Source organism: Pseudoalteromonas sp. TAE56 (genome assembly GCF_000497955.1).
In the GTDB taxonomy this organism is placed as follows: Bacteria; Pseudomonadota; Gammaproteobacteria; order Enterobacterales; family Alteromonadaceae; genus Pseudoalteromonas.
The window spans coordinates 1-19,413 of the sequence record NZ_AUTN01000135.1 but is presented as its reverse complement, the minus strand read 5'-3'; the positions used below and the strand labels follow the sequence as shown (position 1 = coordinate 19,413).

Here is a 19,413-nt window from a genome sequence, read left to right as displayed (position 1 = left end):
TATTCACTACTTTAATTTTTTATTAAAGGACATTATGAAAAAATATTTATTAAGTGTTGCGGCAGCTGCATTCATTTTCCCTCTTTATTCTGCCGAGGCAAGTATCGATAACGAGGCATTTTTAGATGCCGAAAAAAAAGTAAGATACGGAAGCTACCAAGACTTTAAAGAAGCGGTTAGTGGCTTAAATCATCCGTTGAAACCTTACGTTGAAAAAACATATTGGCAGCGCCATCCAAATATTAAGTATCAAGCAGAAATAGAAGACTATTTAAACATATATCAACATACTCCGCTTGAGTGGCCGGTACGCAAAGCGTGGTTAGAGTATTTAAAAAAGAAAAACAAAAAAGCAGCTTATATTCGTAATTATCGTGAAACGTCTAATACTGGGCTTACCTGTACTTATCTAGATTTTCAGCTGGATTTGGGCGCACCTGAAAAAGCAATATTTAATCAGGTAACTGACCTATGGGCTGTGGGTAAGTCGCAGCCAAACGAGTGCGATAGTTTGTTTTCACAGTGGCGAAAAAAAGGCTACATGAAAGAAGAAATCGTTTGGAAGCGCGTTACACTCGCTGCAGATGGCGGTACGCAAAGCTTATTACCTTATTTAAAAACGCTGTTACCTAAAAATGAAAGCTACTTAGCAGATTTATATTTAAAAGTACGTAAAGATCCAAGCGCTGCAGCTGGATTATATAGATATAAAAATAAGTCGGCTAAAGAAGGCCAAATAGCACTTTATGGTGTTAAGCGTCTAATATGGCGCGATAAAGAGCTTGCTTTGAAGGCGTGGGAAAAGTTAGAAAAAATATTTAAGTACAGTGACGAGGAAAAATCGGGTGTGTATTACACCTTTGCATTGTCACTTGCTTCAAGCGGGCATAAACAAGCGAGCTTTTGGCTAAATAAAGTGCCAAAAGAGCGACTAGACAGCAAGCTTATTCAGTGGCAATTGGGCAATATGCTTAAAATCCAAGATTGGGAAGGGATAGCTGCGTTTTTTACGGGTAAAGAAAACTTAAGCCTTGGCCAGCAATATTGGTTAGCTTATAGCTATGCTAAACGTGGTGAGCAGCAAAAAGCAGACGATATTTGGAAAAAAGTAGCGGCTAATCGTGATTATTACGGCTTTTTAGCAGCAGCTCGTTTGGGGTTGCCCGTTGATTTAAATAATCAACCTTTAGCTGTTGATCAAATGCTTGTAGATAAAGTAAGTAATGCGCCAGGCTTTAAACGTGCAAAAGCACTTTATGATATTGAGCGCTTTACGTCGGCGCGCCGGGAGTGGAATTATTTAACGGATACGTCTAGCGATGAAGAAAAGCTGGCAGCATCACAGCTATCTACCGATCTCGGTTGGCACGACAGTACTATTTTTACTTTAGCAAAAATTAAAGCATGGGATAACGTAGAGCAACGCTTTCCATTTGCGTTTCAGGATGTATTTGAGCGCTACAGTAAGCGCAGTAAAATAGATGTTGCATGGAGTATTGCTATTGCAAGGCGTGAAAGTTCTTTTGCACCAGATGCTCGCTCGCATGCTAATGCACGTGGTTTAATGCAGTTATTACCAAGTACGGCAGACTATGTGAATAAAAGCAGCGTTACGAGTAGTCGTTTATATCAACCTAAAACAAATATTAGGTTGGGTACGAGTTACCTACAGTACTTGAAAAAGAAAAACCACGGTAACGAAGTGCTGGCTACGGCTTCTTATAATGCGGGTTATCATCGTATAAAGCGTTGGTTGCCTGATGAAGCTATTCCAGCTGAGCTGTGGGTAGAGCTTATTCCGTATCGTGAAACCCGTGATTACGTAAAAAATGTATTTGCTTACAGACAGGTTTACCATACAAGAATGGGCCGAGAAGGTAATGTATTAGCGCCGCTACTAGATATGAAAATGGGCGGTCAGTAAACATAAGTTTAAAGTAGGGGGATATTTAATGCGTTTAGATATCCCCTTTTTTGAGCGCCCAGCGTATAAGTGGTAGACTCAAAGCAAGTTAAATTTAACAGATGGATTAACAATGGATAAATTAGCCGTTTTATACGCCGAACATATTGCAACACTGCAACAGCGTACTCGTACAATTTGTAATAGCGAAGGGTTAGAAGGATTAGTAATTCATTCAGGCCAAGCTAAGCGCCAGTTTTTAGATGATATGTATTATCCATTTAAAGTTAATCCACAGTTTAAAGCGTGGTTACCGGTTATTGATAATCCTCATTGCTGGATTGTGGTGAATGGTAGCGACAAGCCAAAACTAATATTTTATCGCCCGGTAGATTTTTGGCATAAAGTGCCAGATGAGCCTCGCGACTTTTGGGCTGAGTACTTTGATATAGAGCTATTACTGCAACCTGATCAAGTTGAAAAGTTATTACCATACGATAAAGCTAAGTACGCTTATATGGGTGAGTACATTGAAGTAGCACAAGCACTTGGTTTTAGTATTATGAATCCAGAGCCTGTACTTAACTATTTTCATTACCATCGCGCTTATAAAACGCAGTACGAGCTTGAGTGTTTACGCAACGCTAACCGCATTGCAGTAGATGGACATAAAGCTGCACGCGATACATTTTTTAATGGCGGCAGTGAGTTCGATATTCAGCAAGCGTACTTAATGGCTACACGTCAAAGCGAAAATGAAATGCCGTATGGCAACATTGTTGCACTTAACGAAAACTGCGCTATTTTGCACTACACGCACTTTGATCCAAAAGCGCCACAAACACATAACTCATTTTTAATAGATGCCGGTGCAAACTTTAACGGTTATGCCGCTGATATTACTCGTACGTATGATTTTAAAAAGCAGGGTGAGTTTGCCGAGCTTGTACAAGCGATGACGGTTCAACAAATCGAACTAGGTAAAGGTTTGAAGCCGGGTATGCTTTATGGTGATTTACACGTTGAATGCCATAACCGTATTGCACAAATACTTAGTGACTTTAAAATTGTTAACCTACCCGCTGAGGAAATTGTAGAGCGTAAAATTACCTCTACTTTCTTCCCGCATGGACTAGGGCATCACCTAGGTTTACAAGTGCATGATATGGGCGGTTTTATGAGTGACGAAAAGGGCACGCATCAGCCATCGCCTGAAGGGCATCCGTTCTTGCGTTGTACTCGCCTGATCGAAAAAAACCAAGTGTTTACTATTGAACCCGGTTTATACTTTATTGACTCACTGCTTAGTGATTTAGCGCAAACCGATAATAAACAATTTATTAATTGGGAAAAGGTTGAGTCATTCAAACCATTTGGCGGTATTCGTATTGAAGATAACATTATTGTTCACGAAGATAGCCTAGAGAATATGACGCGTAATTTAGAACTCGATTAATTCTAGTTAACACTAATTAATTTATACACGTTAAAATACGTACATTACTTAAAGGGGCCTTTTGGCCCCCTTTTTACAAGTTTAAAATATGTCTGAATATAAATATCCTGCTGCTGACGTTTTTCACCAAGAAGAAATTAAAAAAAGTACGTTTATAGTCCACATTGCACATACCCCCGATTTAAATTCAGCCAAAGCATTTATTAAAAGCATTGAAGAAAAGTATAGCGATGCGCGTCATAACTGCTGGGCACATGTGGCAGGCAACCCCGGTGGTAGTCATGTTTATGGTTTTTCGGACGATGGTGAACCCAATGGCACGGCAGGAAAGCCTATGTTAAATGTACTGGTGGGTTCAGGCCTTGGCGAAATCACAGCTGTTGTTACACGTTACTTTGGCGGAATAAAATTAGGCACGGGCGGATTAGTACGTGCTTATGGTGGCTCATTAAATAATGCATTAGTAAAATTGCAAACGGTACTTAAAGTTCCCAGTGTTGAAATTACAGGGAGTAGCGAGTACAGCATGCAAGGTGCGATTGAGCAGTTATTAAAAACAAAGTATCAAGTGCTTAATATTGAGAAGCAATTTACTGCTAATATTGATTGGGTGATTACAATAGATAGTCGCGAAGCTCAGCAAGCAATCAAAGATATTTTTGATTTAAGTCACGGCGCAGTTGAGTTAACTATTAAAGAGTAATAACCTAGACAAATTGCATGTAATGCATACTGACCCTATTTAATTTGGTTGATACTACTCAGCCTGAATTTACTAATAATAAAAGCGACAAGCTAAATGCAATTTCGTACCATCATAAAAATTCTTGGCCAACTTGTTGCGCTGTTTAGTATTACCATGGTGCCGCCGGCACTGGTGTCTTTAATATATAAAGACGGTGGTGGTGTTCCTTTTGTTTTAGCATTTATCTTTAGTGTTGTTATTGGCATGATGGCTTATTACCCAAACCGCCATGAAAACGGTGACTTAAAAGCGCGTGAAGGCTTTTTAATTGTTGTCCTGTTTTGGCTGGTACTTGGGGCGTTTGCGTCCTTGCCGCTTATATTTTTACAAGAACCTAATTTATCGCTCGCCGATGCGGTGTTTGAAGCATTTTCTGGCTTAACCACCACCGGCGCTACAGTACTTACCGGTATTGAGTACTTACCCAAGTCGGTGTTGTTTTATCGCCAGCAGCTCCAGTGGTTTGGCGGTATGGGTATAATTGTACTCGCTGTTGCTATACTCCCCATGCTAGGTGTTGGTGGTATGCAGTTGTACCGCGCTGAAATACCAGGGCCTGTAAAAGATTCTAAAATGACCCCGCGAATTGCCGATACAGCAAAGCATCTTTGGTATATATATGTGTCGCTTACGATTGCTTGTATGCTGGCTTATTGGGCTGCGGGAATGGAGTGGTTTGATGCGATATGTCATGCATTTTCAACGGTCGCGATAGGTGGTTTTTCTACTTATGATGCATCCATGGGGCACTTTGATAGCCCTGTAATTAACTTTATTTGTGTGTTCTTTTTAATTATTGCCGCCGNTGGCTAGTCGTAACATACAAGTTTATATTCGAGACCCTGAGTTTAAGGTGTTTTTGTGTATTCAATTAGCGCTGGTGGTTATTTGTTTTACTGTGCTTTCCTCTAATGAAATATTTGCTAATGGCGATGAAACCCTCGATCAGGCGCTATTTCAAGCTGTTTCAATGAGTACAACAGCAGGCTTTGCTACTGATAACTTTTCAACATGGCCTTTGTTTTTACCTATTTTACTTATATTTTCGAGCTTTATTGGTGGCTGTGCAGGCTCTACCGGTGGTGGTATGAAAGTAGTGCGTGTGTTCCTACTTTACTTGCAGGGAGTACGTGAGCTTAATCGTTTGGTGCATCCTCGTGCTATATATTCAATCAAGCTGGGTCGAAAGGCGTTGCCAGATAAAGTAGTAGAAGCCGTATGGGGCTTTTTCTCTGCGTATGCACTGGTATTTATTATTATTATGTTAGCGCTTATGGGCACGGGTATGGATAACATAACTGCATTCTCAGCCACTGCGGCTTGTTTAAATAACTTGGGCCCAGGTTTGGGTGATGTAGCCTCGCATTACGGCGCTATAACCGATGGCGCTAAATGGTTACTGACCATTGCAATGGTGTTTGGGCGCCTAGAAATATTTACCTTATTAGTGCTATTTACGCCTACATTTTGGCGTGGGTAAAAAGCCAATAAATTCATCATTGGGAAAGGGATATGCCAACAAATTTAGAAAAGCTAAAGCATATAGGTGTAGGCAGCTTAGTCGACCTAGAAATATTAACACCTACAAGCAGTAAGCGTGTTAAAACTGAATTAGTTGGTTTACTCGATAAACAGTTCATTATTTTAAACTATCCTAATGCCAAGCGTTTGCCGGCCGCGACTGACTATTTACGAGATGGCGTAATGGTTGTTGTAAGAGCGCTTATTGAAGGCAGTGGTGGGCAAGTTATAGCGTTTCGCCAACAAATTATGTCGGTAGCTTCTCACCCGGCTAAGCTCGTGTTTATTAACTACCCTAAGCAAGTGCAGTTATTTTCACTACGCTCGCAAACGCGAATACCTACCTTGCTACCTGCAAAACTAAAACTAAGTGACGACAGGGTACTTGAAGGCCTTATTAAAGATATTTCACTTACCGGTGTAATGTTTGATATTAGAGGCGATCAGCAAGTTGAAAGCATTAAAGATATGCAATGCACTGTCATACTTAATAGCAGCGATAAAGACTTTGAAGGTGAAGTTTGCAGTGTTAAAGAGCATGCCGAAGGTGTGCACTGTGGGATTAAGCTACTAGCAAGCGAGGATGAAATGAAAACCTTTATGAAAGAGCATTTTATAGACCCTTCTGCACTCGAACCTACCGTCGAATAAATAGCTTTCGCTTATTTGCAACAAAAATGCGTTTTATGTCAGTGCTTATAAAATATTTTTTATTATTTTCATAATTAAAAATATTATTAATATAAAACAATACATTAAGTATTATTTTTGGCAGCTTATTTTGTGTTATTAAATCTACCTCGTTAAAATTTATCTCAATTACTCTTTAAAACCACTCATTTTAAAACCATGCATTTAAAAATGTATCTTTTTATATAAACATAACTATATGTTTTTAATCGTTTTAATATATCCACTATAAAGTGCGTTGCTAAAAGGCAACAGTAATTACTTTAAAAACCCCTTCTTTTTATGCCTTTTACATTTAACTATCTGAAATTTAATAGCTTTTAAATGTTGGCATCTAAGTTGTAATAGTCTAGGTGTACTGAACGAAATCGTGATTCAAAGTGAAATACTTAATCGCACACACATAAATTTGAAGGATACATATTATGAAAAGCATTAATAAAACTTTAGCACTTATCGCATTAGCATCATCTTCAGCCGTTTTTGCTGCAACAGACTTTGACACACTTGATGTTGATGGCAGTGGCACAATCAGCCAAGCAGAAGCATCAGTAGATGCGAAGTTAATGAGCATGTTCTCAGAGCTTGATACTGACCAAAATGGTGAGTTATCAAAAGAAGAATTTTCAGAAGCATAATTTAAAAGTATTTGTCCTGAGTTGCCAAAGACAACCTAAGTAGGCAAGGGAGCTTACGAAAGAGGATAACAAGGAAGTGAAAATTACGTTTTAAGTTAAACGAAGCAATTTTTTTGATAGAACATTGAAGGATTAAGTTATGAAACATTTAAATAAAGCATTAGCACTTATCGCACTAGCGTCTTCTTCAGCTGCATTTGCAGCATCAGATTTTGACAGCCTTGATATCGATGGTAGCGGCACAATTAGCCCAAGCGAAGCTGCAGTAGATACAGACTTAATGGCTGAATTTATTGAGCTAGATACCGACGGTAGCGGTGAGCTTTCTAAAGAAGAGTTCGCTAATTACTGATTAATCTTTTCCAGGTTAAACATTTTTTCACAGTCAGGGATCTTTGAAAAGGACTTCCCATCTTACTAGGAATATTATTATGAAAACATTAAATACAACACTTGCAGTTATCGTTTTAGCATCTTCATCAGCAGCATACGCAGCAGTCGATTTTTCTTCTTTTGATGCAGATGGCGATGGCGTAATCTCAATGGAAGAAGCAAAGGTTAACCCTCAGCTTGTAAAAATCTTTGATGATTTAGATACCGATGGAAATGGTGAGATTTCTAAAGAAGAGTTTTCAAAAGTACAGTAAGCAAACGCTTCATACTCCACTAAAGCCGCCTTAGTCAGCGGCTTTTTTGCGTTTAAGAACAATGATTATAGGAATATAGCGCTTACTTGGAAGAGCTTTTCTACAACGGTAATATGTTTTTTGTCGATTAAAAACATGATGACATGATCGCCCGACATAATAATTGTATCGTCGTGGGCTATCAGCACATCGTCATTACGTACTATTGCCCCAATAGTTGTTCCTGCAGGAAGTTTTATATCGGCAATCGCACGACCAACCACTTTAGATGTGTTTTCATCACCATGAGCAACGGCTTCAATGGCTTCTGCTGCGCCTTTACGCAGTGAATACACGTTAACAATATCACCACGGCGTACGTGCGTTAATAGCGCAGATATAGTGGCTTGTTGTGGTGATATGGCAATGTCTATTTCGCCGCCTTGGACTAAATCTACGTAGGCACCACGCTGAATAAGCACCATGGTTTTTTGTGCGCCCATACGTTTAGCAAGCATGGCTGACATAATGTTAGCTTCATCGTCGTTGGTTACGGCAATAAATACATCGACTTGTTCAATATGTTCTTCTGAAAGAAGTTCTTGATCCGATGCGTCACCACAAAAAACGACCGTGTTATCGAGCATTTCTGAGAGTTGTTCAGCGCGTTCTTTACTGCGCTCAATTAATTTAACGGTGTGGTTTTTCTCAAGTGAGCGGGCAAGGCCAGCGCCAATGTTACCGCCACCAGCTATCATAATTTTTTTGTAAGAGCGTTCAAGCTTTTGCAGCTCGTTCATTACTGCGCGTATATGTTTTGTAGCGGCAATAAAGAATACTTCATCATCTGCTTCAATAACGGTTGTACCTAATGGTTTTATTGCTTTACCTTGACGATAAATAGCGGCAACACGAGTTTCTACATTAGGGATGTGTTCTTTAAGTGCAGATAACGCATAACCCACAAGTAAACCGCCATAGTAAGCTTTCACTGCTACTAATGAGAGCATGCCATCAGCAAACTGCAACACTTGCAGAGCACCAGGGTAGTCAATTAAGCGGCGGATATACTTAGTGACCAGTGCTTCGGGAGCAATGTAATGATCGATTGGTAAATCATCATTTTGAAAAAGCTTCTCGCGGTACTTTAAATATTGCTCCGAGCGAATACGGGCAATCTTAGTGGGAGTATTAAAAATACTGTACGCCACTTGGCATGCAACCATGTTCACTTCATCTGAACTGGTTACGGCTATAATCATATCGGCATCTTCAGCGCCAGCACGGCGTAATACATCAGGATGTGCGCTGTGGCCCATAACCCCTTGTAAGTCGTACTTATCTTGAAGTTCACGTAATCGGTTACCGTCAATATCAACAACAGTAATTTCGTTTTGTTCGCCAACTAAGTTTTCAGCAAGCGTAGCGCCAACTTGCCCGGCACCGAGTATAATTATTTTCATTATTTACCCGTGGTATTGACCATAATTTAATTAAAAAAATAGCCATTTAATATTTCATAAATGGCTAACTATTCAGTGTACGGCTATTAGGCTTTTTTAACTAGTTTAGCGTAATAAAATCCATCACTTTCACCGGGTAATAACTGCAAACCAGGAGTTGTTAAGGTATCGTTTTCGTGTAGCGGAATATGCTCTACGTCATCGTTATTAGCTAAAAACTTAGCGACTTGCTGCTGGTTTTCTTGTGGAAGAACCGAACACGTAGCATATACTAATGTGCCGCCTGGTTTTAATAGTGGCCAAATGCTATCAAGAATATCGCTTTGTAATTTAGATAAGTCTTCGATGTCAGATGCGCGACGTAACCATTTTATATCAGGGTGGCGGCGGATTACGCCAGTAGCCGAACAAGGCACATCAAGCAAAATACGATCAAATAATTTTTCGTCCCACCAAGTATGTGGTTGTGATGCATCGCCACATTGAAGATCTGCGCCTAAGCCAATACGCGTTAAGTTTTGCTTAACACGTTCAAGGCGAGTTGCATCGCTATCAAGTGCAAGTACTTCTGCATCAGCAAGCTCTAATATATGACACGTCTTACCGCCAGGTGCTGCACAGGCATCTAAAATGTAGTCATCTGCTTTAGGTTCTAAAAAGCGTGCTGCAAGTTGTGCTGCGGCATCTTGTACTGAACATGCACCCGTATCAAACTCAGGCAATGAAAATACATCGCGTGGCTTAGCAAGCTTAATCCCATCTACAAAATCTGGGTTTAAGGTGTGTTCAATATCATTAGCGCTAAGCATATCGCTGTATTCTTGTGTACTAAACTGCGACTGATTTACACGTAACCACATAGGTGCTTGTTGTTGGTTTTCTGCAAGTATATCTTCCCAGCTATCTGGATAGGCTTCTTTAACTTGTTTGATAAACCAATTTGGGTGGTTGTATAAGCACACAGGGATCAGCTTTGCTTTTTCTTCAAGCTCTGCTTGTTGGCGCTGAAAACTACGTAAAATGGCGTTTATTAGCCCTTTTAATCCTAAAGCGCGAAGTTGAGCCAGTGCGTTTACAGTTTCTGAAATAGCAGCATGCGGTGGTACGCGCATATGCTGTAGCTGATAAATACCTACGTACAATAAAAACTGAAATATTCTACGTTTACCTTTTAATGGCTGCTCTACTAAGTGTTGGCAGTAATTTTCAAGGCTCGGTAAATAGCGTAAAACGCCATAACAAATTTGCTGTAGTAACGCTTTATCTTTAGGCGGCAAGCCTTGGCTGGCAAATGGAAGTTCTTGATTAAGCGATGCGCCTTTATCAACGACGTTATATAAAGTTTCAGCGGCAAGCGCTCTTACGTTTGGAACATTACTCATTGTTTTCGCCTAATATTGTGCCAGGGGTAACCCAGTCACTACGACCATTTAAAAAGTCGTTAATTGCCATTGGTTTTTTACCTTGCGGCTGTAATTGCGTAATACATAAAGCGTGTTCGCCACACGCCACTACTACGCCATTTTTGTCGCTTGATAAAATTTGCCCAGGATCACCTAATTGCTGCACAACCTGCGCTTGATAAATCTTTACTGTTTGCCCACCCATTTGGGTAAAGCACACTGGCCATGGATTAAAAGAGCGAATGTTGCGCTCAATTTGCAGCGCACTCATAGACCAGTCGATATTAGCTTCCTCTTTAGAAAGCTTTTTAGCGTAGTTAGCAAGTTCATCATTTTGAGGTTCAGGGGTGATCTCGCCATTAGCTAATTTATTAATGGTTTCAATTAATGCGTCTGGTCCTAGCTCAGCAAGTTTTGTGTATAAGCTTGCGCTAGTTTCTGTCGTGCTAATAGGGCAGCGACTTATATGTAGCATATCGCCGGTATCTAGCCCTTCATCCATTTGCATTATTGTTACGCCGGTTTGTTCATCACCAGCCCAAATTGCGCGTTGAATAGGTGCAGCACCGCGCCAGCGCGGTAATATAGAACCATGCACATTTAAACAACCTAAACGCGGGGCTTCTAATATAGCTTTAGGTAAAATTAAGCCATACGCTACAACAATCATAATATCGGCATTTAAGCTTGTTAGCTCTGCTAGTGCTTCATCATTTTTTAATGACTGTGGCTGAAAAACCGGTAAGTTGTGCTCAAGCGCTAGCTCTTTAACTTCACTGGCTTTTAATTTTTTACCACGACCAGCAGGGCGGTCTGGCTGGCTATATACACCCACTATTTGGTGCTCGCTTTGTATCAGCGCTTGTAAATGACGTGCTGCAAAGTCCGGCGTACCGGCAAATATAATGCGTAATGGTTGAGTCACTGAGTTTTCCTAAGGTGCTTATTACTGATCTGCAAATTTGGCTTCTTTTTCAAGCTTTTTACGAATACGTTGGCGCTTTAATGGAGATAAGTAATCAATGAACAGCTTACCTTGAAGGTGATCTAGTTCATGCTGAATACAAATAGCCAGTAATTCATCTGCATCTAGTACAAATTCTTCACCGTTTTCGTTAAGTGCTGCGACTGTTACTGTTTCTGCGCGATCTACTTTTGCATACGAGTTAGGTACTGATAAACAGCCTTCTTCGCTAACGGTAGAGCCGTCTTTTTTAATGATTTGTGGATTAATTAACACCAGTGGCTCATCACGCTCTTCTGATACATCAATAACAACGATTCGTTGATGAATATCTACTTGCGTGGCCGCAAGTCCAATGCCATTTTCATCGTACATTGTCTCTAGCATGTCTTTTACAATTTGGCGTACTGTGTCGTCAACTTGTGCAACATCTTTTGCTATAGTACGTAAACGCTCATCTGGAAATCTTAAAACTTCTAACCTAGCCATAGTTACCTTTTCACTTGTGCTTAATTTAGGGTATTGTATGCTCTTATTTTAGCCATTCGCGTTCACCTTTAACAGGTTTTGGGCAATAATAATGAAAAAACAATACAAGGAAGCTCAATGAAATCTCCATTACTTGCAATCATGCTTACGTTAAGTGCTGCATTCCCCGCAGTTGCTGACGTGCTTAAAATAAAAAAAGATGCACCAAAACAGTATGTTGTAAAAAAAGGCGATACACTTTGGGATATTTCTGGCATCTATTTAGATGAGCCTTGGCTATGGCCTGAACTTTGGCAAATGAATCCACAAATTGACAACCCGCACCTAATTTACCCCGGTGATGCATTAGCGCTGATATACGATGCAGATGGAAACCCACGTTTAGTGATCAATAAAGGATATAGAAAGCTATCTCCTCAGGGGCGTATTACACCAAAAGGGCGTAATGCTATTACTACCTTGCCGCTTGAAATGATTAAACCTTATATCAGTTACGAGCAAGCAATGAACAGTGATGATATTAAAGGCAAACCTTATATTTTAGGTGCTAATGAAAACACTAAAACACAAACGTTAGGTCATATTTTATATGCTAAAGGCGACTTACAAGTACATAAAGCGTACGCCATTTACCACAAGGGTGACGCTTACACCGACTTAACTGGTGAAGTGTTAGCAACGCGTGCATCTTACGTGGGTATCGCACGTGCGTTTAGAGCAGGTGATGAACACAATGGCGTGCCTTCGTCATTACGTGTTGAATCTGTTAAACGAGAAATTCAGCAAGGTGACTTTTTAATGCCGGCAATGGAAGGTCAAATGCTTCCTGCGTACTTTAATATACACCGTCCTTCTGAGCCTGTAACAGGGAATATTATCGCTTCCCCGCGCCACGTTAGAGAATTCAGCACAATGGATGTTGTAGTGCTAAACTTAGGCAGTGAACAAAATATAGAAGAAGGTCATGTATTAGATCTAGAGCGTCAATCGCCAACGGTTATTGATGGTCCTCGTGGCCCTCGTTACCCAGAAGACTCTAGTAAATACGAGAAGCTTTTATCTGATGTGAGCCAATTATTTGGTGATGAGTCTGACGAAGAAAATACAACGTGGACTATGCCTAAAGAAAAAGTTGGCGAGCTAATTGTCTTTAAAGTGTATGACAAAATAAGTTATGCATTAATAACTAAAAACCAGCACCCAATTCGCATTGGAGATATTGCAGTTATTCATTAAGAAGTAGCGAGTCGGTGCTCTAGGAGAGAGCATGGATCAGTCATCTGGCAAGCTAGCCCACTGGCTTGCCTTTTATATGTGTAAAGGGTTGGGTATAAAAACCCTTTTAGCACTATCTACAAACTATTCCCTTGGGTCGTTATTCGACTTACCTCATGACAAGCTTTTACAGCTAGGATTAACCGCTAATCAAGCGAGTAATTTACTCAACACTAATTGGCAACAAATCAGCCATTATGAGCAATTAATTGCGCAGCAGGGCATTACCGTAGTCTGTATTTTTGATGCGCTTTATCCAGAAGATCTCCGGCAGATTGCCAGTGCCCCTTTATTACTATTTTGTAGGGGTGATGTCTCGTTACTATCTACCCCACAAATTGCAATTGTAGGGAGTCGTAATGCCACACCTACTGGGCTTGAAATAGCATCAGAATTTGCATACGAGTTAACTTTGGCGGGGATTACAGTTACCTCAGGTATGGCGCGGGGAATAGATGGAGCAGCACATAAGGGCTCTCTTGCTGGTACGGGTAAAAACATAGCAGTGCTTGGTACTGGGGTTGATATTTACTATCCTAAACGCCATAAACTATTAACAGACCAAGTGTTAGAAAGCGGCCTGCTGGTGAGTGAGTTTTTACCAGGAACAGCTGCTCATGCTCATAACTTTCCGCGCCGTAATCGTATTATTTCTGGTTTATCTTTGGGGGTGCTCATTGTTGAGGCTGAAATCAAAAGCGGTTCGTTAATTACAGTACGTTATGCGCTTGAACAGAATAAAGAGGTATTTGCAGTACCAGGTTCTATTAAAAACCCGCTAGCACAGGCAAGTCACTTTTTAATAAAGCAAGGCGCTAAGTTAGTAGAAAACGTGGCTGACATTCTTGATGAGGTGAGTTTTACTTACGACAATAGCGTATGTAATAAAGAACAGCCAATTCAGACAAATTCTCAATGTGAGGTTTTAAATAGTATTGGCTTTGAAGTAACCAGCGTAGACGACATTGTGCGTCGCGCTCGGTGGCCAATAGACAAAGTACTCGCTAGATTGCTCGATTTAGAATTAGACGATCAGATTGAGCGCGTCCTAGATGGTTATATTAAGTTAAGCGCAGGAAGGTAATATGTTTGATATTCTTTTATATCTTTTTGAAAATTACATTCATAGCGAAGCAGATATATTTGCAGAGCAAAATGAGTTAACCGACGAGCTACTGCGCGCGGGTTTTAATAAGCCTGAGATATTTAAAGCACTCGATTGGTTAGAGCAACTCGCCGATTTACAACACAGCGATGAGTCTCCTTATCTTATTACTAACCCTAAAGATGCAGTTCGTATATTTACCGATAGCGAATGCCAAAGGCTCAGTGCTGAGTGTCGTGGCTTTTTAATGTTTATTGAGCAAATAGGCGTAATTAACAATGTAACTCGTGAGATGGTAATGGACTGTTTAGCCTCTCTGGATAAACCAACCATAAGCCTAGAAGATTTAAAATGGATTGTACTTATGATTTTGTTTAATGTTCCTGGCTCTGAGGAGGCGTATGAGCAAATGGAAGATTTGATTTTTGATGAACCCAGCGAACTTCTCCATTAGAGATAATTATCTTAATTGTACTCAAATTACTTAAACGGATAAGCACAGCATTGCTTGTATCTTTAAGTGGTTTGGGTATATTAGGCGAAAATTCACCAACCTATTAGGATCACCATGAGTAAAATCGACCATTCGCTTTTCTCGGCGAACAAGCACGCCCTCGAAAAAGAATACGAGATATGCCCACAGTGTGGTTCAGAGTTAGTGATCCGCAATAGTAAATCAGGCCCTTTTTTAGGATGCGCAAGTTATCCTAAATGCGACTTTATTAGGCCGTTGGCACATCACGATAGTAACGAAATCAAAATATTAGAAGATTCAGTATGCCCTGAGTGTAGCAAACCGCTGGTGGTTAAAAATGGCCGCTACGGTATGTTTATTGGGTGTACGGGATATCCAGAATGTCATTATATTGCTAACGAAAATGAAGAAAAACAAAGCGAAGACACTTTGCCAAGTTGCCCCAAATGCAAAAAGGGTCATTTAGTCGCGCGCAGTAATAAATTTGGTAAAGTATTTTATTCTTGTGATTGCTACCCAAGTTGTAAATACACGCTTAATAATAAACCGGTCGAACACCCGTGTCCTGAATGTGGCTGGCCCATCGTCATAGAGAGAAATATGGCAAATGGCACATTATTGCAATGCCCACAAAAAAGTTGCATGCATAAGCTGACCCCAACTGAATAACGTTTAATTATATCTGGAGACTACTTTGTCAGACCTTTCAAATACGCCCACTGCAATAACGTGCTTAACGCAAGGCGAAGTTATTTTATACCCAACAGAAGCTGTATATGGTTTAGGTTGTGATCCAGATAATCAACAAGCCGTTGAGGCACTATTAGCTATTAAGCAACGCCCGGTTGAAAAAGGGCTTATTTTAATTGCTGATAACTACGGACAATTATTAAAATACGTAGATGATGCAAAAATACCTATGGATAAACGCGCTGATATATTTTCGAGTTGGCCTGCTGCAATTACGTGGGTTATGCCTGCATCTAAAAATACACCCAAGTGGTTAACTGGGCAGTTTGATACTATCGCAGTAAGAGTAACTAACCATCCAACAGTAAAACGTTTATGCCAAGAGTTTGGCAAACCGCTTGTATCAACGAGTGCAAACTTAACAGGGCAAGAAACGGTCATTAGTATTGAGCAAGCTAAAACGCAATTTGCAGAGCAAGTTGGCTTTTACGTTGATGAGCCATTAGGTGGCAATACTCAACCAAGCACGATAAAAGACGCCATGACTGGCAAAATATTTAGAGGTTAATATGCAAAGCGAATTATTAGATCAAGTAAAAGCATACTTTATGGCTTTGCAAGACACTATTTGCCAAGGTTTGGAGGCTGCAGATGGCAGTGCTAAATTTATAGAAGATAACTGGCAAAGAGCAGAGGGCGGTGGTGGCCGCACACGTGTAACCACTAATGGCACAGTGATAGAGCAAGGTGGGGTAAATTACTCACATGTATTTGGCGCTTCAATGCCAGGTTCGGCAACAGCGCATAGACCAGAGCTTGCAGGACGCAGCTTTCATGCATGTGGTGTGTCGTTAGTTATTCATCCAAAAAACCCTCATGTACCAACAAGTCATGCCAATGTGCGCTTTTTTATTGCTGAAAAAGAAGGCGAAGAGCCAATATGGTGGTTTGGTGGCGGGTTTGATCTCACTCCTTTTTATCCAGTATTAGAAGACGTACAGCATTGGCATCAAGTTGCTCATGATATTTGTGCACCATTTGGTAGTGAAGTTTATCCAAAATACAAAACATGGTGCGACGAGTATTTTTATTTAAAGCACAGAGACGAGACGCGCGGAGTCGGCGGTTTATTTTTTGACGACTTAAACGAACTTGGTTTTGAAAAGAGCTTTGCGTTTATGCAATCGGTTGGTAATGGCTTTTTAGATGCCTATTTACCTATTATTGAACGCCGTAAAAATGATGAATACACAGAGCAACAACGTGATTTTCAGCTTTATCGTCGCGGACGCTACGTTGAGTTTAATCTAGTGTGGGATAGAGGTACGTTGTTTGGGCTACAAAGTGGCGGGCGCACTGAGTCTATATTAATGTCTATGCCACCACTTGCACGCTGGGAATATAATTATAAACCAGAACCAAGTAGCCCAGAAGCTAACCTATATCAGTATTACTTACGCCCGCAAGAGTGGTTAACGAGTCAACCAAGTGAGTTGATAGCCAGAGAATGGCAATTATAACAATTACACAGTAATCAAAAAGGCGCTAATCAGCGCCTTTTTGCATTGTGGCTAAATACAAATTTAATGTTGATTGATCATGTGCGTTGCTAGTTGAGAGAATGATTGCTTTAAGCCTTCACGTAACAACGGGTTGTCTATTTCTATATCCAGCGTTTTATTCATGCAGTACATCCATTGATCGCGCAATGCTTTATCTACAGTAAAAGGCATATGTCTTTTACGTAGCATTGGCTGGCCATGTTTTTCAGTAAATAGGTTCGGCCCGCCTAACCAACCAGATAAAAATTCAAAAAATACTTGGCGAATTCGATCTAATGGCAGAGGATGCATATCATATAACGGTTTAGCGTATTCATCTGACTCCATTATGTCGTAGAATCGATTGGAGATAGCACGCGCCCCTTTCTTTCCACCTATTATTTCATACGGTGTTTTTTCAGGAGTAGGAGCCTGTTGCTCGGGAGCTGGCTTAGATTTAGAGAAAAGTCGTTTAATCATATAATTTATCATCGTTAATAGGCAGTTTATGCTGCAAAGAGGTTGCTTTAAAATGGACAAATATGCGGTTTTTGGAAATCCAATTAAACATTCAAAATCCCCCGCGATACATAAACAATTTGCTGTATCACTGGGTGAGCAAATCGACTATCGCGCAATATTAGCACCTATCGATAACTTTGAAAAAACAGTATTGTCTTTTTTTGGGCAAGGTGGTGTTGGCGCTAACGTTACGATGCCATTTAAAGAGCAAGCCTATGCAATGGCTGATGAGCTTACGCCATTAGCTAAAATTGTAGGGGCTGTTAATACATTAAAAAAACGAGATGATGGCACATTACTCGGTGATAACACCGATGGTGTGGGCTTTGTAAATGATTTACTCGCTAATAAAGTAGCCATAACTAATAAACGCATTTTAATCATAGGTGCGGGCGGTGCTGCTCGAGGGGTTATTTTACCTTTGTTAGAGCATAACCCTCAGGAAATAATAATAGTTAATCGCACAGCACAAAAAGCCAAAGAACTCGCAGAGCTGTTTACTCAATATGGACCAGTATCTGGCTTCGGCTTTAGTGATTTACCAGTAAGCGATTACTCACTAATTATAAACTCTACATCTAGCAGTATGAATGATGAGCTTCCAGCTCTTGATGAAAAACACATAACTAACTGTGAAGTAGCTTATGACATGTTTTATTCACTGCAAAATACCATTTTTATGAATTGGGTTGCACAGCATAATATTAACGCTAAGCTTTTAGATGGCAGTGGAATGTTAGTTGGTCAAGCTGCTCAAGCATATTATGTATGGCGTAATAAAATGCCAAAAATACTTCCCGTAGTGGATGCGCTTAAACAAGGGGTGCTTAAATGAATCAGGCAATACAATTTATAGATAGGCTAGAATTTAGAGAGCCTGATCATCAGTTAGTATTTTTTGCACAAGTTAGTGGCATGCTGGTGGAGTGTGTAATACAAGTAAATACGCTTAAATTAACAGACGAAAGCCATGCAACAGAGTATTTTGAAAAGTACCGTTTTGATTATGAGGAGCGTGCCGAGGAACTCATCGAAGAGGAGAGCTATAACTCGGCAGGCCAAATTGAAGTAAGCTTATTAACTTAAGTTAGCGATTTCAGCTAAGTATTCATCTTTAAGTGATACATAGTTATCTGCAGATATTTTTAAAAAGGCAAGTTCTTGCTCTGTAAGAAGGCGGGCTTGCTTAGCTGGGCTTCCTACATATAAGTAACCAGACTCTAAACGTTTGTTTGGTGGCACTAAAGAGCCGCCGCCAATAATTACATCATCTTCAACAACCACGTTATCCATAATAATAGCGCCCATACCTACAAGTATACGGTTCCCTAATACACATCCGTGCAGCATTACCTTATGACCAACAGTTACATCGTCACCTATAATAAGTGGGTAACCATCAGGATTACTTTTAGTTGCACGAGATAAATGCAATACACTGCCATCTTGTATATTTGTACGCTCACCAATACGTATATAGTTAACATCACCACGTGCAGCTACTAACGGCCACACACTACTATTATCACCTAAAGTAATGTTACCAACCAAAACCGATGAATCATCAACATAAACAGACGCATTAAATGAAGGAGTAACACCTTTATAAGAACGAATTGCCATAGTTAGTACCTTTTAGATCATGATTATTAGTATTTGAGTGTATCAGCAAGGTGATTTTTGTACCATACAGTGCACTGTTTGGTTACAAAACTATCAGTTTCAGGGTGTTTAGTTCAGATACTAACCGAACAGCATCTTTTTTTACTTTTTCTTTAAAAAAGTGCTTGCGTAAAAATATGATCTCCCTATAATGCGACCCCACTGAGACGGGAAACGCCAACGCATAGCGAGGCAGGAACAACTCAGAGAGTTAAATAAAACTTCGGTTTTAAATCTTCCAAAAG

21 protein-coding genes and 1 pseudogene are annotated in these 19,413 nt (G+C 40.2%); 16 read left to right on the top strand and 6 right to left on the bottom strand.

Going from position 1 to position 19,413, the window contains the following annotated elements:
• Positions 1–34: 34 nt before the first annotated feature.
• The 8 genes and pseudogenes from L656_RS0115940 to L656_RS0115905 all read left to right on the top strand — a co-directional run bounded on the left by L656_RS0115940 (position 35) and on the right by L656_RS0115905 (position 7,600).
• Positions 35–1,924: a transglycosylase SLT domain-containing protein gene (locus L656_RS0115940; RefSeq protein ID WP_024599952.1), complete on the top strand. Its 1,890-nt coding sequence runs from the start codon at positions 35–37 to the stop codon at positions 1,922–1,924.
• Between the two features lie 112 nt (positions 1,925–2,036).
• Positions 2,037–3,359, top strand: coding sequence for a Xaa-Pro dipeptidase (gene pepQ, locus L656_RS0115935; protein WP_024599951.1), 1,323 nt, complete (start codon positions 2,037–2,039; stop codon positions 3,357–3,359).
• A gap of 88 nt (positions 3,360–3,447) precedes the next feature.
• Complete coding sequence (locus L656_RS0115930) at positions 3,448–4,062, top strand: YigZ family protein (RefSeq protein WP_024599950.1); 615 nt, start codon at positions 3,448–3,450, stop codon at positions 4,060–4,062.
• 96 nt (positions 4,063–4,158) lie between these two features.
• A pseudogene (locus L656_RS01000000122355) lies at positions 4,159–5,584 on the top strand (TrkH family potassium uptake protein).
• 32 nt (positions 5,585–5,616) lie between these two features.
• Positions 5,617–6,276 carry a flagellar brake domain-containing protein gene (locus L656_RS0115920; protein WP_024599949.1) on the top strand — a complete coding sequence of 220 codons (660 nt, stop codon included), beginning with the start codon at positions 5,617–5,619 and terminating at the stop codon, positions 6,274–6,276.
• Positions 6,277–6,740: 464 nt separating this feature from the next.
• Positions 6,741–6,953 carry an EF-hand domain-containing protein gene (locus L656_RS0115915; protein ID WP_024599948.1) on the top strand — a complete coding sequence of 71 codons (213 nt, stop codon included), beginning with the start codon at positions 6,741–6,743 and terminating at the stop codon, positions 6,951–6,953.
• Between the two features lie 139 nt (positions 6,954–7,092).
• On the top strand, positions 7,093–7,305 hold the full coding sequence (locus L656_RS0115910) for a calmodulin (RefSeq protein WP_024599947.1): 213 nt from the start codon (positions 7,093–7,095) through the stop codon (positions 7,303–7,305).
• 79 nt (positions 7,306–7,384) lie between these two features.
• Entirely contained in the window at positions 7,385–7,600 is a 216-nt protein-coding gene (locus L656_RS0115905) for an EF-hand domain-containing protein (protein WP_024599946.1), read from the top strand.
• 65 nt (positions 7,601–7,665) lie between these two features.
• Here L656_RS0115905 and trkA read toward each other — a convergent pair whose 3' ends face one another.
• The 4 genes from trkA to def form a co-directional block, all read right to left on the bottom strand.
• Positions 7,666–9,042 carry a Trk system potassium transporter TrkA gene (trkA, locus tag L656_RS0115900; RefSeq protein ID WP_024599945.1) on the bottom strand — a complete coding sequence of 459 codons (1,377 nt, stop codon included), beginning with the start codon at positions 9,040–9,042 and terminating at the stop codon, positions 7,666–7,668.
• 86 nt (positions 9,043–9,128) lie between these two features.
• Complete coding sequence (rsmB, locus tag L656_RS0115895) at positions 9,129–10,424, bottom strand: 16S rRNA (cytosine(967)-C(5))-methyltransferase RsmB (RefSeq protein WP_024599944.1); 1,296 nt, start codon at positions 10,422–10,424, stop codon at positions 9,129–9,131.
• Complete coding sequence (fmt, locus tag L656_RS0115890; RefSeq protein WP_024599943.1) at positions 10,417–11,370, bottom strand: methionyl-tRNA formyltransferase; 954 nt, start codon at positions 11,368–11,370, stop codon at positions 10,417–10,419. Before fmt ends, rsmB begins: the two co-directional genes overlap by 8 nt.
• A 21-nt stretch (positions 11,371–11,391) precedes the next feature.
• Positions 11,392–11,898 carry a peptide deformylase gene (gene def / locus L656_RS0115885; RefSeq protein ID WP_024599942.1) on the bottom strand — a complete coding sequence of 169 codons (507 nt, stop codon included), beginning with the start codon at positions 11,896–11,898 and terminating at the stop codon, positions 11,392–11,394.
• Positions 11,899–12,015: 117 nt separating this feature from the next.
• Here def and L656_RS0115880 point away from each other — a divergent pair, with 117 nt between their 5' ends.
• The 6 genes from L656_RS0115880 to hemF all read left to right on the top strand — a co-directional run bounded on the left by L656_RS0115880 (position 12,016) and on the right by hemF (position 16,963).
• The gene (locus tag L656_RS0115880) at positions 12,016–13,134 is read left to right on the top strand and encodes a LysM peptidoglycan-binding domain-containing protein (protein ID WP_024599941.1); all 1,119 of its coding nucleotides are present in this window, start codon (positions 12,016–12,018) and stop codon (positions 13,132–13,134) included.
• Between the two features lie 31 nt (positions 13,135–13,165).
• A complete protein-coding gene (gene dprA, locus L656_RS0115875; RefSeq protein WP_024599940.1) occupies positions 13,166–14,257 on the top strand; it encodes a DNA-processing protein DprA in 1,092 nt (363 codons plus the stop codon).
• Between the two features lies 1 nt (position 14,258).
• Positions 14,259–14,732 carry a DUF494 family protein gene (locus tag L656_RS0115870; RefSeq protein ID WP_010555161.1) on the top strand — a complete coding sequence of 158 codons (474 nt, stop codon included), beginning with the start codon at positions 14,259–14,261 and terminating at the stop codon, positions 14,730–14,732.
• A gap of 114 nt (positions 14,733–14,846) precedes the next feature.
• Positions 14,847–15,422, top strand: a complete 576-nt coding sequence (locus L656_RS0115865; protein WP_024599939.1) for a DNA topoisomerase family protein — start codon at positions 14,847–14,849, stop codon at positions 15,420–15,422.
• Between the two features lie 25 nt (positions 15,423–15,447).
• On the top strand, positions 15,448–16,011 hold the full coding sequence (locus tag L656_RS0115860; RefSeq protein WP_024599938.1) for an L-threonylcarbamoyladenylate synthase: 564 nt from the start codon (positions 15,448–15,450) through the stop codon (positions 16,009–16,011).
• A 1-nt stretch (position 16,012) separates the two neighbouring features.
• On the top strand, positions 16,013–16,963 hold the full coding sequence (hemF, locus tag L656_RS0115855) for an oxygen-dependent coproporphyrinogen oxidase (protein ID WP_024591292.1): 951 nt from the start codon (positions 16,013–16,015) through the stop codon (positions 16,961–16,963).
• 63 nt (positions 16,964–17,026) lie between these two features.
• On the opposite strand, the gene L656_RS0115850 is transcribed toward hemF, so the two are convergent.
• The gene (locus L656_RS0115850; protein ID WP_024599937.1) at positions 17,027–17,464 is read right to left on the bottom strand and encodes a group II truncated hemoglobin; all 438 of its coding nucleotides are present in this window, start codon (positions 17,462–17,464) and stop codon (positions 17,027–17,029) included.
• Positions 17,465–17,516: 52 nt separating this feature from the next.
• Here L656_RS0115850 and aroE point away from each other — a divergent pair, with 52 nt between their 5' ends.
• Both aroE and L656_RS0115840 read left to right on the top strand, forming a co-directional pair.
• Positions 17,517–18,341, top strand: coding sequence for a shikimate dehydrogenase (gene aroE / locus L656_RS0115845; protein WP_024599936.1), 825 nt, complete (start codon positions 17,517–17,519; stop codon positions 18,339–18,341).
• Positions 18,338–18,592: a DUF1488 family protein gene (locus L656_RS0115840; RefSeq protein ID WP_024599935.1), complete on the top strand. Its 255-nt coding sequence runs from the start codon at positions 18,338–18,340 to the stop codon at positions 18,590–18,592. The genes aroE and L656_RS0115840 overlap by 4 nt, the downstream gene beginning before the upstream one ends.
• Here the strand turns inward: L656_RS0115840 and L656_RS0115835 are convergent.
• Positions 18,584–19,129 carry a gamma carbonic anhydrase family protein gene (locus L656_RS0115835; protein WP_024599934.1) on the bottom strand — a complete coding sequence of 182 codons (546 nt, stop codon included), beginning with the start codon at positions 19,127–19,129 and terminating at the stop codon, positions 18,584–18,586. The two genes, L656_RS0115840 and L656_RS0115835, sit on opposite strands and share 9 nt — an antisense overlap.
• Positions 19,130–19,413 lie beyond the last annotated feature (284 nt).

What these genes read in the sequence shown, in the direction of transcription:
- L656_RS0115870 (WP_010555161.1), top strand. Translation starts at nt 14,259, where the DNA reads ATGTTTGATATTCTTTTATATCTTTTTGAAAATTACATTCATAGCGAA.
- L656_RS0115865 (WP_024599939.1), top strand. Translation starts at nt 14,847, where the DNA reads ATGAGTAAAATCGACCATTCGCTTTTCTCGGCGAACAAGCACGCCCTC.
- aroE (WP_024599936.1), top strand. Translation starts at nt 17,517, where the DNA reads ATGGACAAATATGCGGTTTTTGGAAATCCAATTAAACATTCAAAATCC.
- L656_RS0115880 (WP_024599941.1), top strand. Translation starts at nt 12,016, where the DNA reads ATGAAATCTCCATTACTTGCAATCATGCTTACGTTAAGTGCTGCATTC.
- L656_RS0115915 (WP_024599948.1), top strand. Translation starts at nt 6,741, where the DNA reads ATGAAAAGCATTAATAAAACTTTAGCACTTATCGCATTAGCATCATCT.
- hemF (WP_024591292.1), top strand. Translation starts at nt 16,013, where the DNA reads ATGCAAAGCGAATTATTAGATCAAGTAAAAGCATACTTTATGGCTTTG.
- def (WP_024599942.1), bottom strand. Translation starts at nt 11,898, where the DNA reads ATGGCTAGGTTAGAAGTTTTAAGATTTCCAGATGAGCGTTTACGTACT.
- L656_RS0115930 (WP_024599950.1), top strand. Translation starts at nt 3,448, where the DNA reads ATGTCTGAATATAAATATCCTGCTGCTGACGTTTTTCACCAAGAAGAA.
- L656_RS0115850 (WP_024599937.1), bottom strand. Translation starts at nt 17,464, where the DNA reads ATGATTAAACGACTTTTCTCTAAATCTAAGCCAGCTCCCGAGCAACAG.
- L656_RS0115905 (WP_024599946.1), top strand. Translation starts at nt 7,385, where the DNA reads ATGAAAACATTAAATACAACACTTGCAGTTATCGTTTTAGCATCTTCA.
- L656_RS0115920 (WP_024599949.1), top strand. Translation starts at nt 5,617, where the DNA reads ATGCCAACAAATTTAGAAAAGCTAAAGCATATAGGTGTAGGCAGCTTA.
- L656_RS0115835 (WP_024599934.1), bottom strand. Translation starts at nt 19,129, where the DNA reads ATGGCAATTCGTTCTTATAAAGGTGTTACTCCTTCATTTAATGCGTCT.
- rsmB (WP_024599944.1), bottom strand. Translation starts at nt 10,424, where the DNA reads ATGAGTAATGTTCCAAACGTAAGAGCGCTTGCCGCTGAAACTTTATAT.
- L656_RS0115840 (WP_024599935.1), top strand. Translation starts at nt 18,338, where the DNA reads ATGAATCAGGCAATACAATTTATAGATAGGCTAGAATTTAGAGAGCCT.
- pepQ (WP_024599951.1), top strand. Translation starts at nt 2,037, where the DNA reads ATGGATAAATTAGCCGTTTTATACGCCGAACATATTGCAACACTGCAA.
- trkA (WP_024599945.1), bottom strand. Translation starts at nt 9,042, where the DNA reads ATGAAAATAATTATACTCGGTGCCGGGCAAGTTGGCGCTACGCTTGCT.
- L656_RS0115910 (WP_024599947.1), top strand. Translation starts at nt 7,093, where the DNA reads ATGAAACATTTAAATAAAGCATTAGCACTTATCGCACTAGCGTCTTCT.
- L656_RS0115940 (WP_024599952.1), top strand. Translation starts at nt 35, where the DNA reads ATGAAAAAATATTTATTAAGTGTTGCGGCAGCTGCATTCATTTTCCCT.
- dprA (WP_024599940.1), top strand. Translation starts at nt 13,166, where the DNA reads ATGGATCAGTCATCTGGCAAGCTAGCCCACTGGCTTGCCTTTTATATG.